Annotated in this window: 21 protein-coding genes and 2 tRNA genes; 13 read left to right on the top strand and 10 right to left on the bottom strand. The window is 70.8% G+C overall.

Annotation, left to right across the window (positions count from 1 at the left end; translation table 11 throughout):
• Positions 1-71: 71 nt before the first annotated feature.
• The gene (locus DFP88_RS01990; RefSeq protein WP_110812761.1) at positions 72-920 is read right to left on the bottom strand and encodes a glutamine amidotransferase-related protein; all 849 of its coding nucleotides are present in this window, start codon (positions 918-920) and stop codon (positions 72-74) included.
• Positions 921-1,279: 359 nt separating this feature from the next.
• Between DFP88_RS01990 and DFP88_RS01995 the strand changes: the two genes are divergently transcribed.
• The 3 genes from DFP88_RS01995 (at position 1,280) to DFP88_RS02005 (ending at position 3,094) form a co-directional block, all read left to right on the top strand.
• Positions 1,280-1,356: transfer RNA gene (locus DFP88_RS01995), tRNA-Asp, on the top strand.
• Positions 1,357-1,483: 127 nt separating this feature from the next.
• Positions 1,484-1,560, top strand: a tRNA-Asp gene (locus DFP88_RS02000).
• 82 nt (positions 1,561-1,642) lie between these two features.
• Positions 1,643-3,094 carry a TrkH family potassium uptake protein gene (locus tag DFP88_RS02005; RefSeq protein WP_110812762.1) on the top strand — a complete coding sequence of 484 codons (1,452 nt, stop codon included), beginning with the start codon at positions 1,643-1,645 and terminating at the stop codon, positions 3,092-3,094.
• Positions 3,095-3,198: 104 nt separating this feature from the next.
• On the opposite strand, the gene DFP88_RS02010 is transcribed toward DFP88_RS02005, so the two are convergent.
• Entirely contained in the window at positions 3,199-4,959 is a 1,761-nt protein-coding gene (locus DFP88_RS02010) for a serine protease (protein ID WP_110812763.1), read from the bottom strand.
• Positions 4,960-5,127: 168 nt separating this feature from the next.
• On the opposite strand from DFP88_RS02010, the gene DFP88_RS02015 reads away from it, so the two are divergent.
• The 7 genes from DFP88_RS02015 (at position 5,128) to glmM (ending at position 14,630) form a co-directional block, all read left to right on the top strand.
• The gene (locus DFP88_RS02015; RefSeq protein WP_110812764.1) at positions 5,128-6,066 is read left to right on the top strand and encodes a glycine--tRNA ligase subunit alpha; all 939 of its coding nucleotides are present in this window, start codon (positions 5,128-5,130) and stop codon (positions 6,064-6,066) included.
• Positions 6,063-6,593 carry a DUF6446 family protein gene (locus tag DFP88_RS02020; protein ID WP_110812765.1) on the top strand — a complete coding sequence of 177 codons (531 nt, stop codon included), beginning with the start codon at positions 6,063-6,065 and terminating at the stop codon, positions 6,591-6,593. The genes DFP88_RS02015 and DFP88_RS02020 overlap by 4 nt, the downstream gene beginning before the upstream one ends.
• A 27-nt stretch (positions 6,594-6,620) precedes the next feature.
• On the top strand, positions 6,621-8,753 hold the full coding sequence (glyS, locus tag DFP88_RS02025) for a glycine--tRNA ligase subunit beta (protein WP_110812766.1): 2,133 nt from the start codon (positions 6,621-6,623) through the stop codon (positions 8,751-8,753).
• Positions 8,754-8,807: 54 nt separating this feature from the next.
• Entirely contained in the window at positions 8,808-11,336 is a 2,529-nt protein-coding gene (locus tag DFP88_RS02030; RefSeq protein ID WP_110812767.1) for a putative PEP-binding protein, read from the top strand.
• Positions 11,337-11,470: 134 nt separating this feature from the next.
• Complete coding sequence (locus DFP88_RS17440; protein WP_110812768.1) at positions 11,471-12,289, top strand: dihydroneopterin aldolase; 819 nt, start codon at positions 11,471-11,473, stop codon at positions 12,287-12,289.
• Positions 12,286-13,290: a dihydropteroate synthase gene (gene folP / locus DFP88_RS02040; protein ID WP_110813284.1), complete on the top strand. Its 1,005-nt coding sequence runs from the start codon at positions 12,286-12,288 to the stop codon at positions 13,288-13,290. The genes DFP88_RS17440 and folP overlap by 4 nt, the downstream gene beginning before the upstream one ends.
• The gene (gene glmM, locus DFP88_RS02045; protein WP_110812769.1) at positions 13,287-14,630 is read left to right on the top strand and encodes a phosphoglucosamine mutase; all 1,344 of its coding nucleotides are present in this window, start codon (positions 13,287-13,289) and stop codon (positions 14,628-14,630) included. Before folP ends, glmM begins: the two co-directional genes overlap by 4 nt.
• 31 nt (positions 14,631-14,661) lie before the next feature.
• On the opposite strand, the gene DFP88_RS02050 is transcribed toward glmM, so the two are convergent.
• The 3 genes from DFP88_RS02050 to ilvC form a co-directional block, all read right to left on the bottom strand.
• Positions 14,662-14,904: a hypothetical protein gene (locus tag DFP88_RS02050; RefSeq protein ID WP_110812770.1), complete on the bottom strand. Its 243-nt coding sequence runs from the start codon at positions 14,902-14,904 to the stop codon at positions 14,662-14,664.
• Between the two features lie 60 nt (positions 14,905-14,964).
• A complete protein-coding gene (locus DFP88_RS02055) occupies positions 14,965-16,182 on the bottom strand; it encodes a S8 family serine peptidase (protein ID WP_110812771.1) in 1,218 nt (405 codons plus the stop codon).
• A gap of 86 nt (positions 16,183-16,268) precedes the next feature.
• Positions 16,269-17,291 (bottom strand): ketol-acid reductoisomerase, encoded by a 1,023-nt coding sequence (ilvC, locus tag DFP88_RS02060; protein WP_110813285.1) that lies wholly within the window; start codon positions 17,289-17,291, stop codon positions 16,269-16,271.
• A gap of 137 nt (positions 17,292-17,428) precedes the next feature.
• Here ilvC and DFP88_RS02065 point away from each other — a divergent pair, with 137 nt between their 5' ends.
• Both DFP88_RS02065 and DFP88_RS02070 read left to right on the top strand, forming a co-directional pair.
• A complete protein-coding gene (locus DFP88_RS02065) occupies positions 17,429-17,884 on the top strand; it encodes an Lrp/AsnC family transcriptional regulator (protein ID WP_110812772.1) in 456 nt (151 codons plus the stop codon).
• Positions 17,881-18,348 carry an Lrp/AsnC family transcriptional regulator gene (locus DFP88_RS02070; RefSeq protein WP_110812773.1) on the top strand — a complete coding sequence of 156 codons (468 nt, stop codon included), beginning with the start codon at positions 17,881-17,883 and terminating at the stop codon, positions 18,346-18,348. Before DFP88_RS02065 ends, DFP88_RS02070 begins: the two co-directional genes overlap by 4 nt.
• A 113-nt stretch (positions 18,349-18,461) precedes the next feature.
• Here the strand turns inward: DFP88_RS02070 and DFP88_RS02075 are convergent, their stop codons facing one another.
• Complete coding sequence (locus DFP88_RS02075; RefSeq protein WP_110812774.1) at positions 18,462-19,655, bottom strand: FAD-dependent monooxygenase; 1,194 nt, start codon at positions 19,653-19,655, stop codon at positions 18,462-18,464.
• 87 nt (positions 19,656-19,742) lie between these two features.
• Between DFP88_RS02075 and DFP88_RS02080 the strand changes: the two genes are divergently transcribed.
• Positions 19,743-21,578, top strand: a complete 1,836-nt coding sequence (locus DFP88_RS02080) for an ABC-F family ATP-binding cassette domain-containing protein (protein WP_110812775.1) — start codon at positions 19,743-19,745, stop codon at positions 21,576-21,578.
• A gap of 71 nt (positions 21,579-21,649) precedes the next feature.
• Here the strand turns inward: DFP88_RS02080 and acs are convergent, their stop codons facing one another.
• Genes acs through DFP88_RS02100 form a run of 4 tightly spaced genes read right to left on the bottom strand, consistent with a single transcriptional unit; the run spans position 21,650 to position 26,295 of the window.
• On the bottom strand, positions 21,650-23,593 hold the full coding sequence (gene acs / locus DFP88_RS02085) for an acetate--CoA ligase (RefSeq protein WP_181418559.1): 1,944 nt from the start codon (positions 23,591-23,593) through the stop codon (positions 21,650-21,652).
• 17 nt (positions 23,594-23,610) lie between these two features.
• A complete protein-coding gene (locus tag DFP88_RS02090) occupies positions 23,611-24,354 on the bottom strand; it encodes an ABC transporter ATP-binding protein (protein ID WP_110812777.1) in 744 nt (247 codons plus the stop codon).
• Positions 24,351-25,109 carry an ABC transporter ATP-binding protein gene (locus DFP88_RS02095; RefSeq protein WP_110812778.1) on the bottom strand — a complete coding sequence of 253 codons (759 nt, stop codon included), beginning with the start codon at positions 25,107-25,109 and terminating at the stop codon, positions 24,351-24,353. Before DFP88_RS02095 ends, DFP88_RS02090 begins: the two co-directional genes overlap by 4 nt.
• Positions 25,110-25,113: 4 nt before the next feature.
• A complete protein-coding gene (locus tag DFP88_RS02100) occupies positions 25,114-26,295 on the bottom strand; it encodes a branched-chain amino acid ABC transporter permease (RefSeq protein WP_245904686.1) in 1,182 nt (393 codons plus the stop codon).
• Between the last annotated feature and the right edge of the window lies 1 nt (position 26,296).

Genomic DNA, 26,296 nt, shown 5'->3' on the forward strand with positions numbered 1-26,296 from the left:
GCCTTGCAAGCCTCGCTGCCGTCTAGGCTAGGCCGGGCAGGGCGCCCGTGCCGACCGGCTCCGCAGAGCGCTCAACGCGGCGAAGCGGCCCCCTTGAGGTGCCGAAGGAAGTTCCGGATCTCCCGCCTGCGCCGCTGCTTGTCGATCACCTCGGCGTCGAGCCCCAGTTGCCATGCCAGATCGCGCCGCGCCGGGTCGGCGTCGAGGGCCTCCAGGTGCCGGCTGTAGCTGTCGATCACCTCCGGGCTGCGGGCCAGACCTTGATCCACCAGCGCGTCCGACTGCCCCCGCAACGCCTCGGCAATCTCCCGCAGCGCAAGCTCGGGGTGGTACTGGACGCCCCAGAAGACCCCGCGCCCCGACCGGATCTCTGCCGCTTCGATCGGAACCTCCGCCGTGCTGGCCAGCACCGTGCCGCCCGCCGGCATCCGGTCCACCATGGCGGAGTGCATCGTCGGTGCATCCCAGGCGCCCGGTCGGCCCTGCAGCATCGGATGGGCGCGCCCCGCATCGCTGGCCACGACACAGCGCGCAAAGCCCGCTTCCATCTCCGCATCCCGCGGCTTCACGGTGCCGCCGGCCGCGACGGCGGCAATCTGGAGCCCGGCGCAGGACCCGAAGGACGGCAGGCCCGCGCCGAAGACCCGCGCCATGAACCCCGCCGCGCTGCGCACCTCGGGCCTGTCCTCGTGCATCTGGATCGGCGAGCCGGCGAAGATGGCCCCGTCGAAGCGGCCAAGCCTCGCCTCGCTGATCGCGTCGCTTCCCTCCACGCAGGAGTGATGCTCGACGATGCAATCCGGATCCATGTCCCTCAGCGTCTCGGCATAGGTCTCGTGCGAGGCCAGTCCCGACCTCCTGCGGCGGGCAGCCTGCTGGTCGGGGGTCTCACTGGCGACCACGAGAAGGCGAAGCGGCATGGTGGGTCGGGACCTCTGGCAAGGGGCGCTGCCGGGCGCGGCGTGCAGCGAGGTGCACCCTATGCCCTCGCAGGCCGGGATGAACCACCCGCCGCGACAGGATGCCCGACCGGGGGGATCGGGCCGCCCCCTGTGCTGCCGTAGGCGGCGCCTTGATCCCGCACCCGGCGGACGAATCCGTCCTGCGCCTGCCGTGCCGCCAGGAGGGGCCCGGGGCGCCGCGAGGCGGGGCAGGGCGTCCCGACCGGACGACCTTGCGGCAGGCAGGGTAAAGCCTGCGCGGATTCGCTTGACGCCCGTCCGCCCCTTGCCTAGAACCCGCGTCACGTCAGGCGCCGGAGACGGTGCAGACGCGATGCGCGGTTGTAGCTCAGTTGGTTAGAGTACCGGCCTGTCACGCCGGGGGTCGCGGGTTCGAGTCCCGTCAACCGCGCCATCACCTTCTCCCAAAGACATCCCCAAGCACTCGGCCCACGGGCCGATGACCGCGCGGCAATAGCCATCGCCTTCTCGGCATCCGGTTATTGACGCCGGCCCTGCGCTCGCCTAAACGCCCCCTCAGCGCGGTTGTAGCTCAGTTGGTTAGAGTACCGGCCTGTCACGCCGGGGGTCGCGGGTTCGAGTCCCGTCAACCGCGCCAGTCTTCCCTCCCCATCCCCATGCGTCCCTGCTGACCCGCAGGCCCGCTTGACAGCCGCCGCGGCTGCGTCCAACGCTGCCTCATGATCGACATGCGGCCCGTCGGATACGTTATCGGCCTATTGCTGTGCGTGCTGGGGCTGACCATGGCCGGGCCGCTGGTGGCCGATATCGCCGTGGGCAACGGGCACTGGCCGGTCTTCCTCGAAAGCGCGACACTCTGCCTCGCCGTGGGGGTGCTGCTCTCGCTCGCCTGCCAGGGCGGCATGGGCGGCGGCGGGCTGACGCTGCGCCAGACCTTTTTGCTGACGACGCTGGTCTGGATCGTGCTGCCGCTCTTCGGCTCCATCCCCTTCATGCTGGGCGCGCCCGAGGCCGATCTGACCGACGCGCTGTTCGAGGCGATGTCTGGCATCACCACCACCGGCTCCACCGTCTTCACCGGGCTGCAGGACCTGCCCGCCGGCATCCAGCTCTGGCGCGGCATCCTGCAATGGCTCGGCGGCATCGGCATCATCGTCATGGCCATGGTCTTCCTCCCCGAGCTCAAGGTCGCCGGCATGCAGGTCTTCCGCTCCGAGGCCTTCGAGACCATGGGCAAGATCCTGCCCCGCGCGGCCGAGATCGCCAGCGGCATTGCCGTCTTCTACGTCGGGCTGACCGTGCTCTGCGCGATCTGCTACATCCTGTCGGGCATGGATACCTTCAGCGCCACGGTCCATGCGATGACGACCCTCTCGACCGGCGGTTTTGCCAATACCGACGCCTCCTTCGGGGCCTACGGCGGCGCCGCGCACTACGTCGGCACCCTCTTCATGATCCTCGCGGCGCTGCCCTTCGTGCGCTACATCCAGCTCGCCCGCGGGCAGGCCGAACCGCTCTGGCGCGACAGCCAGGTGCGCGCCTTTCTTCTGACGATCCTCGTCTGCGCGCTGCTGATCGGCGCCAGCCTCGCCTCCTACTCGCACGGCTTCACCGAGGTCGCCTTCCGCGAGTCGCTGTTCAACGTCGTCTCGATCATGTCGGGGACGGGCTATGCCAGCGCCGATTACATGCAGTGGGGGCCTTTCCCGGTCGCGATGTTCTTCTTCATCGGGCTGATCGGCGGCTGCGCCGGCTCGACCGCCTGCTCGGTCAAGATCTTCCGCTACCAGATCCTCTTCGCCTGCATCGGCGCGCAGATCCGCAAGATCCACGCCCCCCACGGCGTCTTCACCCCGCGCTACGAGGGGCGGCCGATCACCCGCGACGCGCTCAGCTCGGTCATGGCCTTCTTCGTTGTCTTCATCGTCGGGATCGGCATCGTCTCGGTGCTGCTGACCCTGACCGGCCTCGACGCGGTGACCGCCGTCACCGGTGCTGCCACCGCCCTCGCCAATGTCGGGCCGGGGCTGGGCGAGCATATCGGCCCGGCGGGCAACTTCGCCGGGCTCAACGATCCGGCCAAGTGGATCCTGACCCTGTCGATGATGATCGGCCGGCTCGAGATGCTCGTGGTGCTGGTCGTCGTCACCCGCCGCTTCTGGCAGGGCTGACGCGCGCCCCGTCTTCTCTTTTCAAATATCCCGGGGGAGGCCCGGCGCAGCCGGGAGGGGGGCAGCGCCCCCATGACGCCCCCGGGCCCGGCCCGGCGCAGACGCTACTCCCAGCAGCTGACCAGCGCCGTCATCCCGGCGGCGGCCCGGGCTAGACGCTCCGGGCTCTGCTCCGCCGCTTCGGCCCGCGCCGGGCTCACCCCCGCCGCCTCGAGCGCGGCGATCAGGGGACCCGCATCGCGCGCGAGGCCGATGCCATCGGGCAGCGCCGTGTCGCCCGCGCGCTGCGAAGGCAGCAGCAGGCCGATCACAGCCCCCTCGCGGTCGAGGACGGGGCCGCCCACGTCGCCGGGCCGCGCCGCGATCTCCAGCCGGCTCAGCGTCGCTTCGCCCTCCAGCCCGCGGCTGTCGGCAAGGGTGCCGAAAGTCACGGCGGCGGCGGGCAGGGCGCCGCCATAGGGATAGCCCGCCACGGCGATCTCGTCGCCGAGGCGCGGCGGCGCGCTGCGGAACCGGGCCGTGGCCATGGGCGCGAGGGGCGCCGCCGGGCGCAGCACCGCAAGGCCCGTCCCGGCATCGCTGTGCAGGACACTTGCGCCGCGGGTGCCCTCGATCGCGATATCGCCGCAGCCCGCGACGACCGCCTCCGCCGTCAGCACCGTGCCCGCGGCGTCGGCGAAGATACCGCTGGCCTCGCGCAGCGGCTGGCGGATCTGCAGACCCGAGACGAGGTCAGTCGCCTGCGCCTCGTCCTCGGGCATGACGGCGGGGTCGAGAACGCCCGGCAGCCGCTCGAAGCCCGCGCGCATCTGGCCGAGGACTCGGGTGCGCCGCGCCTCGTCGCCCTCGGGCCAGACGAGGGCAAAGCCCTTGATCTGCCCCGCCTCGAGGCTGGCCTCGACGACGGTGTGCCGGCCGCCGCCGGTGCCTTCGATGCTGAAGCGGCCCGCCTCGCGCCGGCGCGGGCCCTCTTCGGGCAGGATTTCCAGCGTCTGCATGATCTCGTAAAGCCCGGCCAGCGTCTCGGCATTGCCCTCTTGGCTGATCAGCAGCACCTGCACCGGCTCCTCGCCGGTGGGCTCGTAGCGCACGAAGGGCGCGGAGGCGGTGCCGCCATCGAGGATCGCGGTGGGCAACGGCAGGGCGATGCCCGCGTCGCGCCGCGCCACGCGGGTCATGCCCAGCCCCTCCAGCACCGCGTTATAGGCCTCCAGCAGCTGCGCGCGCTGGCGGGTGGTCAGGATGCCGGTCGTGGGCAGGCCCTGTTGCGCCTGCCACTGGCCCATCGCGGCCCGCGTCCCGCGCCCGAAGGCGCCGTCGATGGCGGCGTCGTAGACCCCGGCCCATTGCAGCGCGACCTGAAGCTGCTCGCGCTGGGCCCGGCCGAGGGCCGCCTCCGAGGCGCGGGCCTCGGCGGGCGTCTCGTCGGGGCGCTCCGGCTCGGGCTGCGGCTGCGGCTGCGGCTGTGGTTCCGGTTGCGGTGCCGGTGCGGCATCTGCAGAGGGCGCGGGGGCGGGACGCGCGGCCTGCGCGCCGAGGGGCCAGAAGCGCGTGCCGAAGCGGCTGCCGTCGACGATGAAGGCGTCCGAAGGGATCGCGCCGCTGGCCAGAAGGCGGGCGCGCAGGCTCTGGGCCTCGGTCTCGCCATAGGGGCCGAGGACGATGCCGTACCAGCCGCCGCCAAGGGCAAAGCCGCTCACGTCGCGCAGCTGCCCGGCGTAAAGCCGCGCCCGCTGGGTGGCGTCGCTCAGCGTCGGGCGTGCCTCGATCTGCACCCAGGCCTCCTGCGCCAGCGCCGGCAGGGCGGCACCCGCCGCCAGTCCCGAAAGAAGGGCTGCCAGCAGTCTGGCCTTCACTCGTGTCATCGCGCTCTCCCGGTCGGCTTGGTCCTTGAGGTCATGGCCCTAGCAGAGCCATCGCGCGCCCGAAGCCTAAATATCGCGTGAGGGCCGGCCTCGGCCGTGAACCGTGGCGCGATTGACCCGTCCGGCGCCGGGGGCTAGGCAGGCGCGGACCCAAGAGGGACGAAAGAGATGACAGGCAAACCCCGTTCGTTCCAGGACATCATCCTGGCGCTTCAGGCCTACTGGGCCCGCCAGGGCTGCGCGGTGCTGCAGCCCTACGACATGGAAGTCGGCGCCGGCACCTTTCACCCCGCGACCACGCTGCGCAGCCTTGGCCCGAACCCCTGGGCCGCGGCCTATGTCCAGCCCTCGCGCCGCCCCACCGACGGGCGCTACGGCGACAGCCCGAACCGGCTGCAGCACTATTACCAGTTCCAGGTGCTGATCAAACCGAGCCCGCCGGACCTGCAGGCCCTCTACCTCGGCAGCCTCGAGGCGATCGGCATCGACATGGCGCTGCACGACATCCGCTTCGTCGAGGACGACTGGGAAAGCCCGACCCTGGGCGCCTGGGGCCTGGGCTGGGAGGTCTGGTGCGACGGCATGGAAGTGTCGCAGTTCACCTATTTCCAGCAGGTCGGCGGGCATGACTGCCGCCCCGTCTCGGGCGAGCTGACCTACGGCCTCGAGCGGCTGGCGATGTACGTCCTCGGCATGGACCACGTGATGGAGATGCCCTTCAACGACCCGCAGACGCCGATGCCGTTGACCTACGGCGATGTCTTCCGCCAGGCGGAGCGGGAATATGCCCGCTGGAACTTCGACGTGGCCGATACCCCCACGCTCCTGCGCCATTTCGAGGATGCCGAGGCCGAGTGTGCCCGCATCCTCGAGCAGCCCGCGACCGACCCCCGGACGGGTCGGCAGATCGTCATGGCGCAGCCCGCCTATGACCAGTGCATCAAGGCCAGCCACCTCTTCAACCTGCTCGACGCGCGCGGCGTGATTTCCGTCACCGAGCGGCAGGCCTATATCGGCCGCGTCCGCGCGCTGGCCAAGGCCTGCGCCGATGCCTTCCTGCTGACCGAGGCGGGCGGCGGTGCGCCGGAGGCGGCGGCCGCGTCATGACCGCCCGCATCGCGATCATCGCGATGCTGCTCGCCGCGCTCGCGGTGGGGGCGGGGATCTACTACACGCAGGTCTACGCCTTCTACGAGCGGCTGGAGGCCGAGCAGATCGGCCCCGTCGCCCTGCTGCCGGTCGAGGGCGAGGTGGGCGTGCCGGTCGAGGTGAGCGGGATCGAGGCGATCGACAGCCCCTCCTCGCCGATCCGGTTCCGCGCCTGCATGGAGGTCGCCGACCCCGATGCCCTGGCGGGTGCCGCGCTGACAGCCGAGGAGGCCGCGCCGCTGACCGCCCCCGGCTGGTTCGACTGCTATGATGCCGAGATGATCGGCGATGCGCTGGAGGCGGGGCAGGCGCAGGCCTATCTCTGGCGCGGCAATGCGCCCTACGGGATCGACCGCGTTCTCGCCGTCTTCCCCGATGGCCGCGCCTATGGCTGGACGCAGCTCAATGCCTGCGGCCGCACCGTCTTCGACGGCGATCCCGCCCCCGCGGGCTGCCCGCCGCCGCCCCCCGAATACGCCGGCTGATCCGGCCCAGATGACCACGGAGCCGACATGCCCGACCTGCTGATCGAACTGCTGTCCGAGGAAATCCCCGCCCGGATGCAGCGCCGCGCCGCCGAGGACCTCAAGTCCCTCGTGACCAATGGTCTCGTGGAGGCCGGGCTGACCTATGCCGGCGCCGCCGCTTTCTCGACCCCGCGCCGCCTCGCGCTGTCGGTCGAGGGGCTGACCGCCTCCAGCCCCGACACCCGCGAAGAGCGCAAGGGCCCGCGCGTCGGCGCCCCCGACAAGGCGGTCGAGGGCTTCGCCCGCGGCGCCGGGGTCGAGGTCTCGGCCCTTGAAAAGCGCGATGCCGGCAAGGGCGAGGTCTACTTCGCCGTGATTGCGCATAAGGGCCGCCCCGCCGACGCCATCGTGGCCGAAGTGCTGGAGCGGGCGATCCGCGATTTCCCATGGCCCAAGTCGATGCGCTGGGGCACCGGCGATCTGCGCTGGGTGCGGCCCCTGCACGGCATCCTCTGCATCCTGACGGACGAGGCCGGGCCGCGGATCGTCCCGATGGAGATCGGCGGGCTGGCCGCCGGCGCCGGCACCATCGGCCACCGCTTCATGGGCAACGAGGCATTCTCCGTCTCCTCCTTCGAGGATTACGAGGCGAAGCTGAAGCGCGCCCATGTGATCCTGCGCCCCGAGGAGCGGGCCGAGACGATCCAGCACGACGCGCAGACCCGCGCCTTCGCGCAAGGGTTGGAGCTGGTCGAGGACAGGGGCCTGCTGGACGAGGTCTCGGGCCTCGTCGAATGGCCCGTGGTGCTGATGGGCGAGATCGGGGAAGAGTTCCTGCACCTGCCGCCCGAGGTCCTGCAGACCTCGATGAAGGAGCATCAGAAGTTCTTCTCGGTGAAGGACCGGCAGGGCCGGATCAGCCGCTTCGTTACCGTCGCCAATATCGACACGCCGGATGACGGCGCGACGATCCTTGCCGGGAACGGGCGCGTTCTGGCCGCGCGGCTCGCCGATGCGCGCTTCTTCTGGGACAACGACCTGCGCAAGGTGAAGGCCGGCGGCATGGAGGCGCTGGGCGAGGGGCTGGAGGCCGTGACCTTCCAGAGCCAGCTTGGCAGCCAGGCCGACCGCGTCGGGCGCATCGCCGCGCTGGCGCGCAGCATCGCGCCGCAGGTCGGCGCCGAGGCGGATGAGGCCGAGCAGGCCGCGCGGATCGCCAAGGTCGATCTGCGCAGCGAGATGGTCGGCGAATTCCCCGAGCTTCAGGGCCTGATGGGCCGCTACTACGCCGCCGAGGCCGGCCTGCCCGCCGCCGTGGCGCAGGCCGCCGAAGAGCATTATCGCCCGCTCGGCCCCTCGGACGCCGTGCCCGAGGCCCCGGTCTCCATCGCCGTGGCGCTGGCCGACAAGCTCGATACCCTGGCCGGCTTCTGGGCGATCGATGAAAAGCCGACGGGCTCGAAGGATCCCTTCGCCCTGCGCCGCGCCGCGCTGGGGGTGATCCGCCTCGTGCTGGCCAACGGGCTGCGGCTGCCGCTGCTGCCGCATCTGGCCTACACCGGCCTGAGGGCGACGGAAGAGGGCGAGGTCGCGGCCGCGCATGACGCCGTGGTCGAGGCGCAGCAGGGCACTCAGGCGCAGCCCGATGCCGCCGCCGATCTGCTGGGCTTCTTCCACGACCGCCTCAAGGTGCACCTGAAGGGCGAGGGGCTGCGGCACGACGTGATCGATGCCGCCGCCGCGATGCCCGGATCGGACGACCTGTGGCTTCTGGTGGCCCGCGCGCAGGCGCTGGCGGGGGTGCTGAAGACCGATGACGGCGAGAACCTGCTGCAGGGCTTCCGCCGCGCCAACAACATCCTGACCCAGGCCGAGACGCAGGACGGCGTGGAGTACGCCTTCGGCGCCGACCGCAAGTTCATCGAGGACCCGGCGGAGACGGTGCTCTTCGACGCGCTCGATGCCGCCCAGCCGAAGATCGACGAGGCCATGGGGCGCGAGGATTTCGCCGGTGCCATGGCCGCCATGGCCGGCCTGCGCGGGCCCATCGACGGCTTCTTCGAGGCGGTGCAGGTGAATTCCGAGAACCAGATCCTGCGGCGCAACCGTCTGAACCTGCTCTCGCGCATCCGCACGCTCTGCCTCTCGGTTGCGGATCTGACGCGACTGGAGGGCTGAGGCTTGTTACGCGGGGCGCGGCGGCGCTAGGCTTCGCGCCGGGGGGACGAGACAATGCAGCAGATCACGGTCCAGCCCTTGACGCGCGTCACCGAGACCGCCGCGATGACGGCGGCGCAGCATGGCGGGCGGGCAAAATGCCTGCAGCGGCTGGTGCGTCTGGGCCTGCCGGTGCCGCCGACCGTGGCGCTGTCCTTCGGCGCCGTCTCGGGGATCGCGCGCGGGCGGATGCCCGATATGGCGCAGATGCTCGAGGCCTTCGGTCCCGACCCGCTGCTCTCGGTGCGCCCCTCGAGCCAGGAGGCTGACTGGGGCGGTCCCGGCGCGATCCTCAACATCGGCATGAACGATGCCCGCCACGCCGCCCTCTCCGGGCGGCTGGGCGAGGCGGCGGCGACGCAGCTCTACCTGCGCTTCGTGCGGGCCTATGCGGTGCATGTCGCGCGGCTGGACCCCGATGTCTTCGACATGCCGGCCGAGCCGACGGCTGAGGCTCTGGCCGAGCGGCTGCGCGCCTACGAGGAAGAGGCGGAGGAGCCCTTTCCGCAGGATATCGCGGTGCAGCTCTCCGGGGTCCTGCGCTCCATGGCGCGGGCCTGGGAGGGGACGAGCGCGCGCCTGCTGCGCGAGGCGAAGGGGGCGCCGGCAGATGCCGGCCTCGGCCTCGTGGTGCAGGAGATGGCGCTGGGGCTGGGGCCGGAGGAAAGCGGATCGGGGCTGATCCAGTTCGTCGACGGCGCGACCGGCGCGCCGCGCGTGACGGGCCGCTACCGCAGCCAGAGCCAGGGCCGCGCCGCCCTGTCCGGCGCCGGCGCCATCGAGATGACGGGCGAGGGCGGCTTCGAGGGGCTTTGCCCCGAGGCCTTCGCCGCGCTGCTGGAGCATGGCGCCCTGTGCCGCGAGCGCCTGCGCGAGGAGATGCAGATCGAGTTCACGGTGCAGGCGGGCCGGCTGCGCGTGCTGGACGCGGTGCGCGTTCAGCGCAGCGCGCGGGCGGCGGTCAACATCGCCGTGGCGCTGGCCGAGGACGGGGTGATCGCGCGCCGCGACGCGGTCATGCGCATCGCCCCGCAGGCGCTGGGCGAGCTTCTGCACCGGCAGGTCGATCCCGCCGCCGCCCGCCAGAGCATCGTTCGCGGCATCGCCGCCTCGCCCGGCGCGGCGAGCGGGCGGATCGTGCTCTCTGCCTCCGAGGCGCAGGCCGCGGCGGCGCGCGGGGAGCCCTGCATCCTCGTGCGGCGCGAGACGACGCCCGAGGATATCCGCGGCATGCATGCCGCCCAGGCGGTGCTTACGGTGCGCGGCGGGATCACCAGCCATGCCGCGGTGATCGGCCGCGGGCTGGGGCTGCCCTGCGTGGTGGGCGCCAGCGAGCTGGTGGTCGACCGCAAGGCGCGCTGCGTCATCGCCCCCGGCGGCCGCCGCTTCGCCGAGGGCGAGGTTATCACCCTCGACGGCACCGCCGGTGAGGTTCTGGCCGGCCAGCCGGCGCTGCTGGAGCCGGCGCTGGACGGCGCCTTTCGCACGCTGCTCGACTGGGCCGACGATTTTCGCGACATCGGCGTGCGCGCCAATGCCGATACCCCCGCCGATGCCCGCATCGCCCGCACCTTCGCCGCCGAGGGGATCGGGCTGTGCCGGACCGAGCACATGTTCTTCGAGGAGGCGCGCATCGGCCTGATGCGCGAGATGATCTTCGCCGAGGAGCCGGCGGACCGGCGCGCCGTGCTGGACCGTCTGCTGCCGCTGCAGCGCGCGGATTTCACGGCGCTTTTCGAGATCATGGAAGGCCAGCCCGTCTGCATCCGCCTCTTCGATCCGCCGCTGCACGAGTTCCTGCCCTCGGGGCGGGCGGGGATGCGCGAGCTGGCAGAGGGTCTCGCCCTGCCGCTCGCGGATGTCGAGGCGCGGATCGAGGCGCTGACCGAATACAACCCGATGCTGGGGATGCGCGGGGTGCGGCTGGGGCTGACGGTTCCCGAGATCTACGAGATGCAGGCCCGCGCGATCTTCGAGGCGACGGTCGAAGCCTCGGGCAGCGGGGCGCCGGTGGTGCCGGAGGTGATGATCCCGCTGGTCTCGGCGATGAAGGAGGTGGAGCTGGTCAAGGGCCGGATCGACGCCGTCGCGGCGCAGGTGCGGGCCGCCACTGGCAGCACCTTCGACTACCGTCTGGGCGTCATGGTCGAGACGCCCCGCGCCGCCCTGCGCGCCGAGGAGATCGCCCAGCACGCCAGCTTCCTCTCCTTCGGGACCAATGACCTGACGCAGATGACCTACGGCCTCAGCCGCGACGACGCGGGCCGCTTCATGTCGGCCTATGTCCAGCTGGGCGTCTACGAGGAGGACCCCTTCCTGACGCTGGACCTGGAAGGCGTGGGCGAGCTCTTGCGCATCGGCTCCGAGAGGGGCCGGGCCGGGCGCGAGGGCATCACGCTGGCGCTTTGCGGCGAGCATGGCGGCAGCCGCAAGGCGATCGATTTCTGCCGCGGGCAGCGCTTTGACTATGTCTCCTGCTCGCCCTTCCGCGTGCCCCTGGCGCGGCTCTCGGCGGCGCAGCTGGCGCTCGAGGGGCGGGACTAGCCTTGGCGGCAGGACCGGGGGCTTCGCGCCCCCGGACCCCCGCGGGATATTTGCAAAGAGAAGAGAGGGGGGCGCGGCGCTGCTGGATTTCGGGCCGCCGCGCGGCTATCGGGGCGCGACGCCAAGGAGCTGCCATGACAGATCATCCCGACCGGCTGACGCTGCGCGATCACATCGTCGAGGCCGATATCGGCGCCTTCGAGGAGGAGCGGGGGCGGCTGCAGCGGCTGCGCTTCGAGGTCGAGGTGGCGCTGGCGGCGAGCCAGGGGGCCGGCGACGATGTCGACGGCATCCTCAGCTACGACGTGCTGACGGGCGCCATCGCCGCAGCGCTGGCGGCGGAGCGGCGGGCGCTGCTGGAGGTGCTGGCCGAGGATATCGCGGCGCGCATCCTTTCCGCCCCGCAGGCGGCGCGGGTTTTCGTGCGGGTCGAGAAGCTGGACCGTGCCTCTGGCGCGCTGGGGGTGGCGATCACGCGCAGTGGCGGTGCCTCTGCGCCGGCCCGCGCGGCAGAGGAGCCGGGCGGCAGGCTGGTGTTGCTGTCGCAGGCCGCGGCCGAGGCGGCGGATCTGCCGCAGGCGGGCGCCGCGGTGCTGCTGGCCGAGGCGCGCCGCGCACCGCGCGCCCAGGATCCCGAGGCGCAGCGGCGGATCGATCTTCTGGCGCTGGACCAGGCGGCATGGCTGCTGGCCGCGCGCCTGGGCGGGATGGCGGTGGCCGCCACCCGCACCGAGCTGGAGCATGGGCTGCGTCAGGGCGGGCCGGTGGTCTGGGCCCCGTCGCGACTGGTGCTGTCGCAGCCCGAGGCGCCGCAGCGGGTGGAGGCCCCGCGGCTGGCCGCCTGGCTCGCCGAGGCGATGGGGCTGCAGGAGATCCTCGCGCTGGGTTGCGCGCCGCCCGAGACACGGCTGCCGGTGCGCAGCCTGCCGCTGGATGCGGCGGGCGCGCCGTGAGGCCGCGTCCGATTGCCGGGCCCGAGGGTCCGGGCCTGCCGCTGGCCGGCAGCCGCAGCCTGCGGTTCAGCGAGATCTGGCAGGGCGGCGCGCGGCTGCCCGCCGGGGCGCTGGAGCCGGGCGTTCTGGCGCGGCTGACGGAGGAGCGTCCCGCGCTTTGCAGGCTGAGCCTCGATCGCCCGCGCCTCATGGGCATTCTCAACGTCACGCCCGACAGCTTTTCGGACGGGGGCGATCACCTCGCGCCCGAGGAGGCCGTGGCGCGGGCGCGGGCCATGGTGGCGGCGGGGGCGGATATCCTCGATATCGGCGGCGAGAGCACGCGGCCCGGCGCCGCCGAGGTGCCCGCCGCGGAAGAGGCGCGGCGCGTGGTTCCCGTGGTCGCCGCCCTGCGCGCGGGTGGCATCGCGACCCCGATCAGCATCGACACCCGCAAGGCCGCCGTCGCCCGCGCCACGCTGGCCGAGGGGGCGGACATGATCAACGATGTCGCCGCCCTCGGCTTCGATCCCGACCTCGCGGGCGTGGTGGCCGAGGCCGGGGTGCCGGTCTGCCTGATGCATCACCGCGGCACACCCGAAACCATGCAGGCGCAGGCGGATTACGCGGATGTCACCGCCGAGGTCGCGGACTGGCTGGAGGCGCGGATCGAGGCGGCCACCGCCCAGGGCATCGACCGGGCGAATATCGTGATCGACCCCGGCATCGGCTTTGGTAAGACGCTGCAACATAACGTGTCTGTGCTGCGGGGCCTTGCCCTTTATCATGGCCTCGGCCAGGCGCTGCTCGTCGGCGCCTCGCGCAAGCGCTTCATCGGCACCCTTGGCGGCGCCGAGGCGGCGAAGGACCGGATGCCCGGCTCTGTCGCCGTCGCGCTTTGGGCGGCGCAGCAGGGGGCGCAGATCCTGCGCGTGCACGACGTGGCAGAAACCAGACAGGCGCTCAGCCTGCAGCAGGCAATCATGGGCGAGCAGGCCCGGGACGAAGGGACAAGGCAATGAGCAGGACGCTTTTCGGCACCGACGGGGTGCGCGGCACCGCGAACCAGTGGCCGATGACGGCCGAGATGGCGCTGCGCCTCGGGGCCGCCGCGGGGCGGTATTTCCGTAACGACGGCAGCAACGGGCACCGCGTGGTGATCGGCAAGGACACGCGCCTCTCGGGCTACATGTTCGAGACCGCCCTGACGGCGGGCCTGACCTCGACCGGCATGAACACGCTGCTGCTGGGGCCGGTGCCGACGCCTGCCGTGGGGCTGCTGACGGTCTCGATGCGGGCGGATGTCGGCATCATGATCTCGGCCAGCCACAACCCGCATGAGGACAACGGCATCAAGTTCTTCGGCCCCGACGGCTTCAAGCTGTCGGACGAGGCCGAGACCGAGATCGAGGCCCTGCTCGAGGCCGGGGTGGAGCCGGCGCAGGCGGGCAACATCGGGCGCGCGAAGCGGGTCGACGACGGCCGCTTCCGCTATGCCGAGCGGCTGAAGGGCACCTTTCCGCATGGCCGGCGGCTGGACGGGCTGAAGGTGGTGATCGATTGCGCCAACGGCGCCGCGCACCGGGTCGCCCCCGAGGTGCTCTGGGAGCTGGGCGCCGATGTCGTGACCGTCGGCACCAGCCCGAACGGCGTGAACATCAACGACGGCGTCGGCTCCACCGCGCCGCAGGCGGCGGCGGCCAAGGTGCGCGAGACCGGCGCGGATCTGGGCATCTGCCTCGATGGCGATGCCGACCGGGTGATGATCATCGACGAGACCGGCCAGATCGCCGACGGCGACCAGCTCATGGCGCTGATGGCCGCGCGTTGGGCCGAGGCCGGGCGGCTTGCGGGCGGCACGCTGGTGGCGACGGTGATGTCGAACCTCGGGCTCGAGCAGTTCCTGACCGGGCGCGGGCTGCGCCTTGAGCGGACGCGGGTGGGCGACCGCTACGTCGTCGAGGCGATGCGCCGCGGCGGCTGGAACCTTGGCGGAGAGCAGTCGGGCCATATCGTGATGACCGATTACGCCACCACCGGCGACGGGCTTCTGGCCGGCCTGCAGATGCTGAACGCGATGATCGAAACGGGCCAGCCGGCCAGCGCGCTGGTGCGCCAGTTCGACCGGGTGCCGCAGCTCTTGAAGAACGTGCGCTACACGCCGGGCCGCGCGCCGCTGCAAAGCGACAGCGTGGGCCGGGCGATCCGCGACGGCGAGGCGCGGCTGAGCGGGCAGGGCCGGGTGCTGATCCGCGCCTCTGGCACCGAGCCGCTGATCCGCGTCATGGCGGAATCGACCGACGAGACTCTGATGCGCGACGTCGTGGACGAGATCGTTGCCGCGGTCGAGGCGGCGGCCTGAGGCGGCGGCCCTGCGGTCCGGGCCCCGGAGCCTATTGCGGCCTGCGCCCGGACAGTGGCGGCAGGCTGACGCGGTGTTCAGGCCGGGCCTGCGCGACCTCTCCGAGGTGCCGCAGGGTCTCGAGCAGCCGCTCTTCGCCGCTGCCCGTCAGGATGCCGACCTCGGGCAGGTAGCGGCTGATGCGCACGCCCACCGCCTCGATCCGGGCGCGCGCCTCTTCGGGGCGCGACAGCGCGGTCTGCGTCAGGACGATGGTCATGCTGATTTCGGCCATGAGGCTCCCCCGGGGTCCGGCATACATGTAGGACTGCCCCGGCCGGGCGGCCAGTCGCCCTTAGGACAGGGGCGGGCGCGGCGCCTGCGCGAGGCCGGCGCCGACGTCGCGCGCCGGCAGCGGCAGGGGCAGTGCGCTCGAGGTGAGCATGTGCCACAGGGCGCGGCCCCTGAGGGCCGGATCGCTGGCAGCCCAGAGCGCGGCGAGGCCCGCGACATGCGGGCAGGCCATGCTGGTGCCGCGCAGCTTCTTGTAAAGCTCGGGCCGCGGCACGCAGGAGAAGACGCCGACGCCGGGCGCGGCGATGTCGACCTCACCGCCGCCAGCGGTGATGCCACCGCAGGAGAACTCCGCCACCGCCAGCGCCTGGTCCAGCGCCGCCACCGCCATGATCGAGGGCGAATCCGCCGGCGCGCCCACCGGTGCGATCAGCCCGAAACTGCGCGAGCTTTCATTGCCCGCCGCCGCGACAATCAGGCTGCCCGCCTCGAGCGCGAGGGCGCCGAGCCGTTCGTAGGCGAGGGAGTAGCTTTCGCCGGGGCGGGTGCTGCGGCCCAGCGACATGGAGATGACGGCGCAGCCCTCCTCGATCCCCCAGAGCATCCCGGCGAGGATATCGCCCTCCTGTCCCGCGCCGCTGTCGTTCAGCACCTTGCCGACGAACAGCTCGGCCTCGGGCGCCACGCCGTAGCGGGGCACACCCTCGCGCGCGGGGCGCCCGGCGGCGGTGCCGGCGCAATGGGTGCCGTGGCCCTGCCTGTCCTGAACGCCCTCACCCTCAACGAAGCTGCGGGCAGTGATCTGGCGGCCCTGCCAATCGGGGTGGCCCGCGTCGATGCCTGTATCGAGAACGCAGAGCCGGACGCCCGCGCCCGTGGCCTGTGACAGCGCGGCGCCCGTCGCGGCGAGGCCCCAGGTCAACTCCGCGGTATCGGCGAAGGCGGGGGCGGTGTCCTGCGCGAACATCCAGAACTCGGGCCGGATCTCGGCCACGGCCTCGTCGTTCAGCAGGCGGTCGCGCAGGGCGGCTGTTTCCTGCGCGGCCTCCGGCAGGCCGGGCAGGATGGCGATGCCGGTCTCGGCCAGCCGCACGGCGCGGGACCGGGCGCGCATCGCCGGCAGATCGGCCTCGGAGGCGCTGTAGCGGGCTAGGCCGCTGCCGGCGGCATCCGTCAGGCAGCGCTCCTGCCGGCCAGTGTCCACGCCCGGCTTGAAGGTGACGATCAGCCCGCCGGTGGGTTCGGGCCGCAGGGCATCGAGGATCACATCGTCGGGCATCGCGCACTCCGCATCGCTTTACACGCTACGGTAGCGAAAAAGCCCGCCCTGTCGACAGGGCGGGCTTCACGTCACGCGCTCAGGCGTCAGTTGCGGGCCTTGTCGACCATCTTGCCCTTCGAGATCCAGGGCATCATCTCGCGCAGCTTGGCGCCGACCTGCTCGATCTGGTGCTCGTCGTTGATCCGGCGCGTCGCCTTGAAGCTGGGCTGGCCGACGGCGTTCTCCTGCATGAAATCGCGCACGAACTTGCCGTTCTGGATGTCGGTCAGCACGTCCTTCATGCGCTTCTTCGTCTCGTCGTAGGGCAGGATGCGCGGGCCCGAGACGTATTCGCCGTATTCGGCGGTGTTCGAGATCGAGTAGTTCATGTTCGCGATGCCGCCCTCGTAGATCAGGTCCACGATCAGCTTCACCTCGTGCAGGCACTCGAAATAGGCCATCTCGGGTTCGTAGCCGGCCTCGACCAGCGTCTCGAAGCCCATGCGGATCAGCTCCACCAGGCCGCCGCAGAGCACGGCCTGCTCGCCGAAGAGGTCGGTCTCGCATTCCTGCCGGAAGGTCGTCTCGATGATGCCCGAGCGGCCGCCGCCGATGGCCGAGCAATAGCTGAGGCCCAGCTCCAGCGCCGAGCCGCTGGCATCGCGGTCCACCGCGACGAGGCAGGGCACGCCGCCGCCCTTGGCATATTCGCCGCGCACCGTGTGGCCGGGGCCCTTGGGCGCCATCATGATGACGTCGACGCCCGCCTTCGGCTCGATCAGGCCGAAGTGCACGTTCAGGCCATGGGCGAAGGCGATCGCCGCGCCTTCGCGCAGGTTGTCGTGGACGTATTTCTTGTAGGTTTCGGCCTGAAGCTCGTCGGGCATGGTGAACATCATCAGGTCGCACCAGGCGGCGGCCTCGGCGATGCCCATGACCTGCAGGCCCTCGGCCTCGGCCTTGGCGGCGGAGGGCGAGCCCTCGCGCAGGGCGACGACGAGGTTCTTGGCGCCCGAATCGCGCAGGTTCAGCGCATGGGCATGGCCCTGGGAGCCGTAGCCCAGGATCGCCACCTTCTTGTCCTTGATCAGGTTCACGTCGCAATCGCGATCGTAGTAGACGCGCATGGCCATGGCTGGTGTCCTTCTTACCGTGTTGCGGCGATCATAGCGGCGATCTGGCGCGGATATGAAGGTGCGACGAGAGTAAAATTCGGCGTCTGGAGATATGGTCATTCGCGAATCTACGATTTACTGATGCACTCATGCTCGATGATCTCGACCGCCGTCTTCTGCGCCTGTTCCAGGCCGATCCCGCGCTCTCCACAGCAGAGCTTGCGGCGCAGGCCGGCGTGCCGGCGCTGAAGGCCGGGCGGCGGCTGGCGCGGCTGCAGGAGGCCGGCGTGCTGCAGGGGCAGGGCGCGGTGATCGACTGGAAGGCGCTGGGCTACGAGGTCGCCGTCTCGCTGCGGGTGACGCTGGACAAGACCCAGCCGCGCGCCTTCGACGAGTTCCTCGCCGCTGCGCGCGAGGTGCCCGAGGCGGTGGAGATCCAGACCTTCCTCGGCCGCGTGGACGTGCGCCTGTCCGTGGTGGCGCGGGATCTGGCGGCCTACCGCGATCTCTACCGCAGCCGTATCCTGACCCTGCCGCATATCGCCGATATCGAGAGCCTGATGACCCTCGCCGTGGTCAAGGACGAGGAGGCGCTGCCGCTGTGAGCCCGGATGCCCCCGAGATCGACGAGACCGACCGCCGCCTGCTGCGCCTTCTGGCCGAGGATTCTGCCCGTCCCGCCAGCGCCCTCGGGCGCGAGCTGGGGCTGAGCCAGCCGGCGACATGGCGGCGCATCCGCCGCCTGCGCGAGGCGGGGGTGATCGCCGGGCGCCGGCTGCGGCTCGATGCCGCGGCGCTCGGCTTCGGCGTGACGGTCTTTCTGGGGGTGAAGCTCTCGTCGCGCCAGCGCGTCGCGCTGGAGGAGTTCGAGCGTGCCGTCGGCGCGATCCGCGAGGTGCAGCGGGTCGAGCATGTGCTGGGGCTTTACGATTACCGCCTGCGGGTGGTGGCGCGCGATCTCGCGGATTTCGAGCGGGTGCTGCGGCGGCGGATCATGACGCTGCCGGGTGTCGGCGACGTCGAGGCCAACGTGCTGCTGAGCGAGGAGCGGCGGGCGGGGCCGCTTTAGCGCCGGCCGGTCATGCTTGCCCCGGGCGGGGACGGGGGGCCAGCCCCCCGCGCACGGCTGAGCCGCGCGTCCCCCCGGAGTATTTTCAGGAAACATGAAGGGGCAGGCGCGCGTCAGCCCATGGCGCCGAGGCCGAGGCGCATGGCGGCGTGGCGGATCGGGGCGGCATCGTGAAGAAGGCCGAGCCCGCGGCTGCGCAGCGCCCTGAGCGGGGCGGCGCCGGCGATGGAGGCCCGGTTGAGCGCGTCGATCCCGGCCACCCGCAGGCGGATGTCGGGCAGCCGGGCGCGGCTGTAGGCGGAGAGCATCACCGCATCGCCGAGGCCTTCGGGCCGCTCCTGCGCGAGGCGCAGCAGGCAGGCGATATCGGCCAGGCTCATGTTCAGACCCTGCGCGCCGATGGGCGGGATCACATGCGCGGCCTCGGCCGCCAGCGCCACGCGCGGCGCGGTGATGCGGTCCGCCACACGGGTCAGGATCGGCCAGAGCTGGCGCCGGCTGGCGAGGGTCAGGGGGCCCAGCACGCCTGCCGACCGCTCCGTCGCCTCGGCCGAGAAGGCCTCGTCCGGCAGCGCGGCGAGGCGGCGGGCCTCGCCCGTCCGCTCCATCCAGACGACGGAGGAGCAGGGGCGCCCGTCAAGGTCGGGCAGCGGCACCAGCGTGAAGGGCCCGCCGGAGCGGTGCACCTCGGTCGAGATCATCTCGTGCCGGGCCTCGTGCGTCACGGCGAAGACCAGCGCCGACTGGCCGTAGCGCAGGCTGCGCGCGCCGATGCCGCAGGCCGCGCGCACCGGGCTGTCGCGCCCGTCGGCGGCGATGACCAGCCGCGCCGCGACGGTGCTGCCATCGGTCAGCTGCACCATGGCCGTCTCGTCGCGCTGGGTGAGGCCGGCAAAGCCCGTGCCCTGGCGCAATTCGGCCTGCGGCAGGGTTGAGAGGCACTCTGCCAGCGCCCGCCGCAGGGCGGTGTTGGGCAGGTTCCAGCCAAAGGGCGCCTCGCTGAAGTCGCGCGACGCGAAATCCCGCCGCAAGGGCGGCTGCCGCCCGGCATCGACGATGCGCATCACCTCGAGCGGCGCGGCGAGGGGGGCGAGCGCGTCCCACACGCCGGCCTCGTCCAGAAGGGCCTGTCCGGGCTGCAGCACGGCGGTGGTGCGCAGGTCCGCGCCGGGGGCTGCCGCATCGGTGACGACAGGCGCGGGATCGACGCAGAGCGTGTCGAACCCGGCAGCGGCGAAGGCCGCGGCGGCGCTGAGGCCGGCCGGGCCGCCGCCCGCGACGAGGATGTCTGTGCTGCGAATGCTCATGGCCGTCCAGATAGCATGGCCAGCCCAGCGGGGAAGCCCGTTCGATGCGCCCTTGAACCCGGCGCACTTGCCCTCTAGCTGCCGCGCATGGCACGCGCACCCCTTCTTCAGCTTTCCGACATCGCCCTGACCTTCGGCGGCGATCCCCTTTGGCAGGACCTGTCCCTGACCGTGCAGCCGGGCGACCGGCTGGCGCTGGTGGGCCGCAACGGCAGCGGCAAATCGACGCTGATGAAGGTGATGGCGGGGCTGGTCGAAGCCGATACCGGCAATCGCGCCCTCTCGCCCTCGACCCGCGTCGGCTACATGGAGCAGGATCCCGACCTCTCCGGCTATCCGACGCTGGGCGACTGGGCCGCGGCCGGCCTTGAGCCGGGCGAGGAATACAAGGTCGAGATCGCGGCGGAGGGCCTCGATTTCGATCCCACCCGCGATCCGGCCGTGGCCTCGGGCGGCGAGCGGCGGCGCGCGGCGCTGGCGCGGCTTCTGGCCGAGGCGCCGGAGCTGATGCTGCTGGACGAGCCGACCAACCACATGGACATCCGCGCCATTGCCTGGCTGGAAGAAGAGCTGAAGCAGACCCGCACCGCCTACGTCCTGATCAGCCACGACCGCGCCTTTCTGCGCAACCTGACCAAGGGCACGCTCTGGCTCGACCGGGGCGCGGTGCGGCGGCAGGACATCGGCTTTGACGGGTTCGAGGCCTGGCGCGACAAGATCTGGGAAGAGGAAGACCAGGCGCTCCACAAGATGGATCGCAAGATCAAGGCCGAGGCGCGCTGGGCGGTCGAGGGGATCAGCGCGCGGCGCAAGCGCAACCAGGGCCGGGTGCGGGCGCTGCAGGACCTCCGGGCCGAGCGGTCGTCGCATATCCGGCGCGAGGGGACGGCGGCGCTGGAGCTGGGCTCCGGTCCCTCCTCGGGCCGCAAGGTGATCGAGGCGACAGGTCTGACCAAGAGCTTCGGCGGCAAGCAGATCGTCAGCGGGCTGGACCTGACCGTGATGCGCGGCGACCGGGTCGCGCTGGTCGGCCCGAACGGCGTGGGCAAGACGACGCTGGTCAACCTGCTGCTGGGCCGCGAGGCGCCGGACGAGGGCAGCATCCGCCATGGCACCAACCTCGAGATTGCGGTCTTCGACCAGGCGCGCGCCGCGCTGGAGCCGGATGCCACGCTCTGGGACAGCCTGACACAGGACCCCGAGATGCGGGTGTCCGGCCAGTCCGACCAGGTCATGGTGCGCGGCGCGCCGCGGCATGTGATCGGCTACCTCAAGGATTTCCTCTTCGACGAGGCGCAGGCCCGTGCGCCGGTGCGCGCGCTCTCGGGCGGCGAGAAGGCGCGGCTTCTGCTGGCGCGGATCATGGCGCGGCAAAGTAACGTTCTGGTGCTGGACGAGCCGACGAACGATCTCGATATCGAGACGCTGGACCTGCTGCAGGAGGTGCTCGACGGCTACGACGGCACCGTGATCCTCGTCAGCCACGACCGCGATTTCCTCGACCGCGTCGCCACGACGACCGTGCTGATGGAGGGCGGCGGCCGCGCCACCGTCTATGCCGGCGGCTGGGCCGACATGGTGGCGCAGCGCGGCAGCGCGCCGCTGTCCGGTCCGGCAGAGCCTGCGCCAGAACCGGCACGGCCCGCCGCCGCGAAGGCCGCCGACTCCCCTGCGCCGAAATCCGCGAAGGGCGCCAGCCTCAGCTTCACCGAGAAGCATCGGCTCGAGGTGCTGCCCGAGGAGATCGCCCGCATCGAGGCCGAGATCGGCAAGCTCGAGGGGCTTCTGGCCGATCCCGATCTCTTCACCAAGGAGCCGGTGAAGTTTCGCAAGGCGACGGAGGCGCTGACCCAGCGCCAGGCCGCGCTTGCCGCGGCCGAGGACGAATGGCTGACGCTGGAGGCCAAGGCCGAAGAGGGCTGAGGCGCTGGCCCCTTCATGTTTCTAAAAATACTCCGGGGGGTGCGGGGGGCTGGCCCCCCGCTCCCACGCTGTCAGCGATTCATCCGGTTTTCGATAAGGCTCTCGACCACCTCGGGCTCCGCCAGGGTCGAGGTATCGCCCAGGCTGCCGTAGTCGTTCTCGGCGATCTTGCGCAGGATCCGGCGCATGATCTTGCCCGAGCGGGTCTTCGGCAAGCCCGGCGCCCATTGGATCAGGTCCGGCTTGGCGATCGGACCGATCTCCTTGCGCACCCAGGCCTCGAGATCCTTGCGCAGCGCATCGGTCGCCTCGACCCCGTTCATCACGGTGACATAGGCATAGATGCCCTGGCCCTTCACTTCGTGCGGGTAGCCGACGACTGCCGCCTCGGCGACGTCGGGATGGGCGACGAGGGCGCTTTCGACCTCGGCCGTGCCAAGGCGATGGCCCGAGACGTTCAGCACGTCGTCGACCCGGCCGGTGATCCAGTAATAGCCGTCCTCGTCGCGGCGGCAGCCGTCGCCCGAGAAGTAGTAGCCCTTGTACTGCTGGAAGTAGGTCTCCTCGAAGCGCTGGTGATCGCCCCAGATGGTGCGCATCTGCCCCGGCCAGCTTTCGGCGATGCAGAGCACGCCCTCGGTTACCGTCTCCTCGAGCAGCGTGCCTTTCTCGGGCTCGAGGATCGCCGGCACGACGCCGAAGAAGGGCAGCGTGGCGCTGCCCGGTTTCGTCGCCGTGGCGCCGGGCAGGGGGGTGATCATGTGGCCGCCGGTCTCGGTCTGCCACCAGGTGTCCGAGATCGGGCAGCGGTGCTTGCCGATGACCCGGTCATACCACTCCCAGGCCTCGGGGTTGATCGGCTCGCCCACGGTGCCGAGAACGCGCAGCGACGACAGGTCGTGCCCTTCGACGAAGCTCTCGCCCTTGCCCATCAGCGCGCGGATCGCGGTCGGCGCGGTGTAGAACTGGTTGACCTTATGCTTCTCGACGATCTGCCAGAGGCGCGAGGCATCGGGCCAGGTCGGCACGCCCTCGAACATCAGCGTCGTCGCGCCATTGGCGAGCGGGCCATAGAGGATGTAGCTGTGCCCCGTCACCCAGCCGACATCGGCCGCACACCAGTAGATATCGCCGTCGTGGTAGTCGAAGACGTATTGATGCGTCATCGAGGCATAGACGAGGTAGCCGCCAGAGCTATGCACCACCCCCTTCGGCTTGCCGGTCGAGCCCGAGGTATAGAGGATGAAAAGCGGATCCTCGGCCTTCATCGGGCGCACCGGGCAGTCGGGGGCGACCGTCTCCATCATCGCCTTGACGTCCACGTCGCGCCCGTCGATCCAGGTGATCTGGTCGCCGGTATGCTTGACGACGAGGCAGCGCACCTTGTCCGAGCAGTGCAGCAGCGCGGCGTCGGTGTTCGACTTCAGCGCCGTGCGCTTGCCGCCGCGGGGCGCGGTATCGGCGGTGATGACCAGCTTGGCCTCGCTGTCGTTGATCCGGTTCGCCAGCGCATCGGGGGAAAACCCGGCGAAGACCACCGAATGGATCGCGCCGATCCGGGCGCAGGCAAGCATGGCATAGGCCGCCTCGGGGATCATCGGCAGGTAGATCACCACCCTATCGCCGCGCATCACCCCTTGGCTGAGAAGGACATTGGCGAAGCGGCAGACCTTCTCATGCAACTCGGCGTAGCTGATGTGCTGCGTCTCGCCCTCGGGATCGTCCGGCTCCCAGATGATCGCGGTCTGGTCCGCGCGCGTTGCAAGATGCCGGTCGACGCAGTTGGCACAGACGTTCAAAACGCCGTCCTCGAACCACTTGATCGAGACATTGCCAAGATCGAAGCTGGCGTCCTTCACCTTGGTGAAGGGCTCGATCCAGTCGATGCGCTTGCCCTCCTTGGCCCAGAAGGCCGCCGGGTCCTGGGTCGAGGCGCGGTACATCGCCTCGTAGGTGGCCTTGTCGGCATGGCTCTTCGCCGCCGTCTCGGCGGATGGGGCGTGCGGCTCGTGCATGGTCATGGTGTCCTCCCTCAGATCGCGAGGTATTGCTGGCGCAGGGCCTCGTCCTCCAGCACCTCGCGGGCCGTGCCGTCGAAGACGACCGATCCGGTGTCGAGGATGACCGCCCGGTCCGCCAGCTTCAAGGCCGCAACCGCATTCTGCTCGACCAGCACGGTGGTGATGCCCTGGTCTCGGATCAGTTCCAGCGTCTTCGCGATCTCCTGCACGATCACCGGGGCGAGGCCCTCGTAGGGCTCGTCCAGCAGCAGCACCTTGATCTCGCGCGCCAGCGCGCGGCCGATGGCGAGCATCTGCTGCTCTCCGCCCGACAGGGTCACCCCCTCCTGCCGGCGGCGTTCACCGAGGCGGGGGAACAGCTCGTAGATGCGTTCGATCGGCCAGCCGACGGGCGGCGCGATCTGCGCCAGTTGCAGGTTCTCCTCGACCGTCAGCCCGGCGATGATGCGCCGGTCCTCGGGCACGAGGGCAAGACCCTGCGCGGCGGCCTGATGCGCCTTCATCCGGTGCAGGGGGGCGCCGTTCATCCAGATCTCGCCCGCCGTCAGCTGCGGCGTGCCGGTGCGCGCCAGCGTGCGCAGGGTGGATGTCTTGCCCGCGCCGTTGCGGCCCAGAAGCGCGAGGATCTGCCCCTCGGCGAGGTCGAAGCTGACATCCTGCACGATGTAGCTTTCGCCGTAATAGCCCTGGATGCCGCGCACCGAGAGGAAGGCGGCCTCTGTCGGGGCCTGCGCGATACGCTCGTGACGGGTCATACCTGCGCCTCCCCGAGATAGGCTTCGCGGACCTTGGGGTGGCCCTTGATGTTTTCCGGCACGTCCTCGACCAGCGGCGTGCCTTGCGCCAGCACCGTGATCCGGTCGGCCAGCGAAAAGACGACATGCATGTCGTGCTCGATGATCACCATGGTCAGGTTCCGTGTGCGGCGGATGTCTTTCAGCAGCTGGATCGTGTTGTTGGTATCCGCGCGGGCCATGCCTGCGGTCGGCTCGTCCAGCAGCAGCAGCCGCGGCTCCTGCACCAGGCACATCGCCATTTCCAGCCGCCGCTTGTCGCCGCGGCTGAGGCTGCCGGCATGGAGGTCGCGCTTTTCCAGCATCGAGACGTCGTCCAGCATCGCCTCGGCCATCTCGGTGATATGCCGCTCCTTCGGGACGCTTTCGAAGGCATGCAGGCGAAATGGCCCGTCGCGATGGGCGAAGCAGGGCACCATCATGTTCTCGATCACCGTCAGATCGGCGAAGATCTCGGGCGTTTGGAACACGCGGGAAATGCCCATCTGGTTGATCTGGTGCGGCTTGCGCCCCAGCACCGACTGCCCGTCGAAGCTGACGGAGCCGGTGTCGGGGATCAGCTTGCCGACGAAACAGTTCAGCAGTGTCGACTTGCCTGCCCCGTTCGGCCCGATGATCGCGTGAACGGTGTTCTCAGCCACGCTGATGTTCACATCGGACAGGGCCTGCAGCCCGCCGAAGCGCTTGGAGATGTCGCGAACCTCGAGAATGCTCATGGGCCTACTCCGCTGCCGCGCGGCGGGCCGCCGCGTCGGATTCCACGCTGGGGGCGTTCCTGTCGCGGCGCCGGACCACGGCCCCGGCGCGGCGCGCCCCCTCGACCAGCCCGCCGGGCAGGAAGATGACGACGGCCATGAAGATCAGCCCCAGTGTCAGGTGCCAGCCCTTGCCGACGAAGGGGTGGATCACGGCGACCACCGCATCCTCCAGCCCGTCGGGCAGCACGGCGACCCATTGGTGCAGGATGGCGTCGTTGATCTTCGAGAAGATGTTCTCGAAGTACTTGATGACGCCGGCGCCCAGCACCGGCCCCAGCAGCGTGCCCGCGCCGCCGAGGATCGTCATCAGCACCACTTCGCCGCTGGCTGTCCATTGCATCCGGTCGGCCCCCGCGAGCGGGTCCATCGAGGCGAGCAGCCCGCCCGCGAGCCCGGCATACATGCCGGAGATCACGAAGGCGGCCAGGGTGTAGGGGCGCGCCGACAGGCCGGTATAGGCCATGCGGTTCTGGTTCGACTTCACCGCCCGCAGCATCAGCCCGAAGGGGCTGCGGAAGATGCGGATCGACAGCCAGAAGGCCAGCAGCAGCAGCGCCGCGCAGACGTAGTAGCCGACCGAGAAGGTCCAGCTCCAGCCGCCCAGGGTGATCGTCGCGGCCTCGCGCATCTCGGCCCCGAAAAGGCTGGTGACGGGAAGCGAGCCGCTTGACGGGCCGTCCAGCACCCGCGGGTCCGAGAGGGAGAGCTGCAGCCCCGTCTCGCCGTTGGAGATCGGGGTCAGCACGGAATAGGCGAGGTTGTAGCACATCTGCGCGAAGGCCAGCGTCAGGATCGAGAAGTAGATCCCCGAGCGGCGCAGCGAGACGAAGCCGATGACCAGCGCGAAGAGCCCGCCGATCACGGTGGCCAGCAGGATCGCCGGGATCACGTTCATGCTGAGCAGCTTGAACATCCAGACGGCCGAGTAGCTGCCCACGCCCAGAAAGGCGGCATGGCCGAAGCTGAGGTAGCCGGTCAGCCCGAAGAGGATGTTGAAGCCGATCGCGAGAATCCCGTAGATCGCGAAGCGCTGCATGAGATCCGGGTAGCCCGCGTTGAACTGCGCCAGCGCGCTGGCCGTGGGGAAGGGGTTCAGCAGGATCGGCGCGGCCAGCGCCAGCAGCGCCACGATCAGCAGCAGCATC

Source organism: Pseudoroseicyclus aestuarii, from assembly GCF_003217255.1.
Taxonomy (GTDB): domain Bacteria; phylum Pseudomonadota; class Alphaproteobacteria; order Rhodobacterales; family Rhodobacteraceae; genus Pseudoroseicyclus; species Pseudoroseicyclus aestuarii.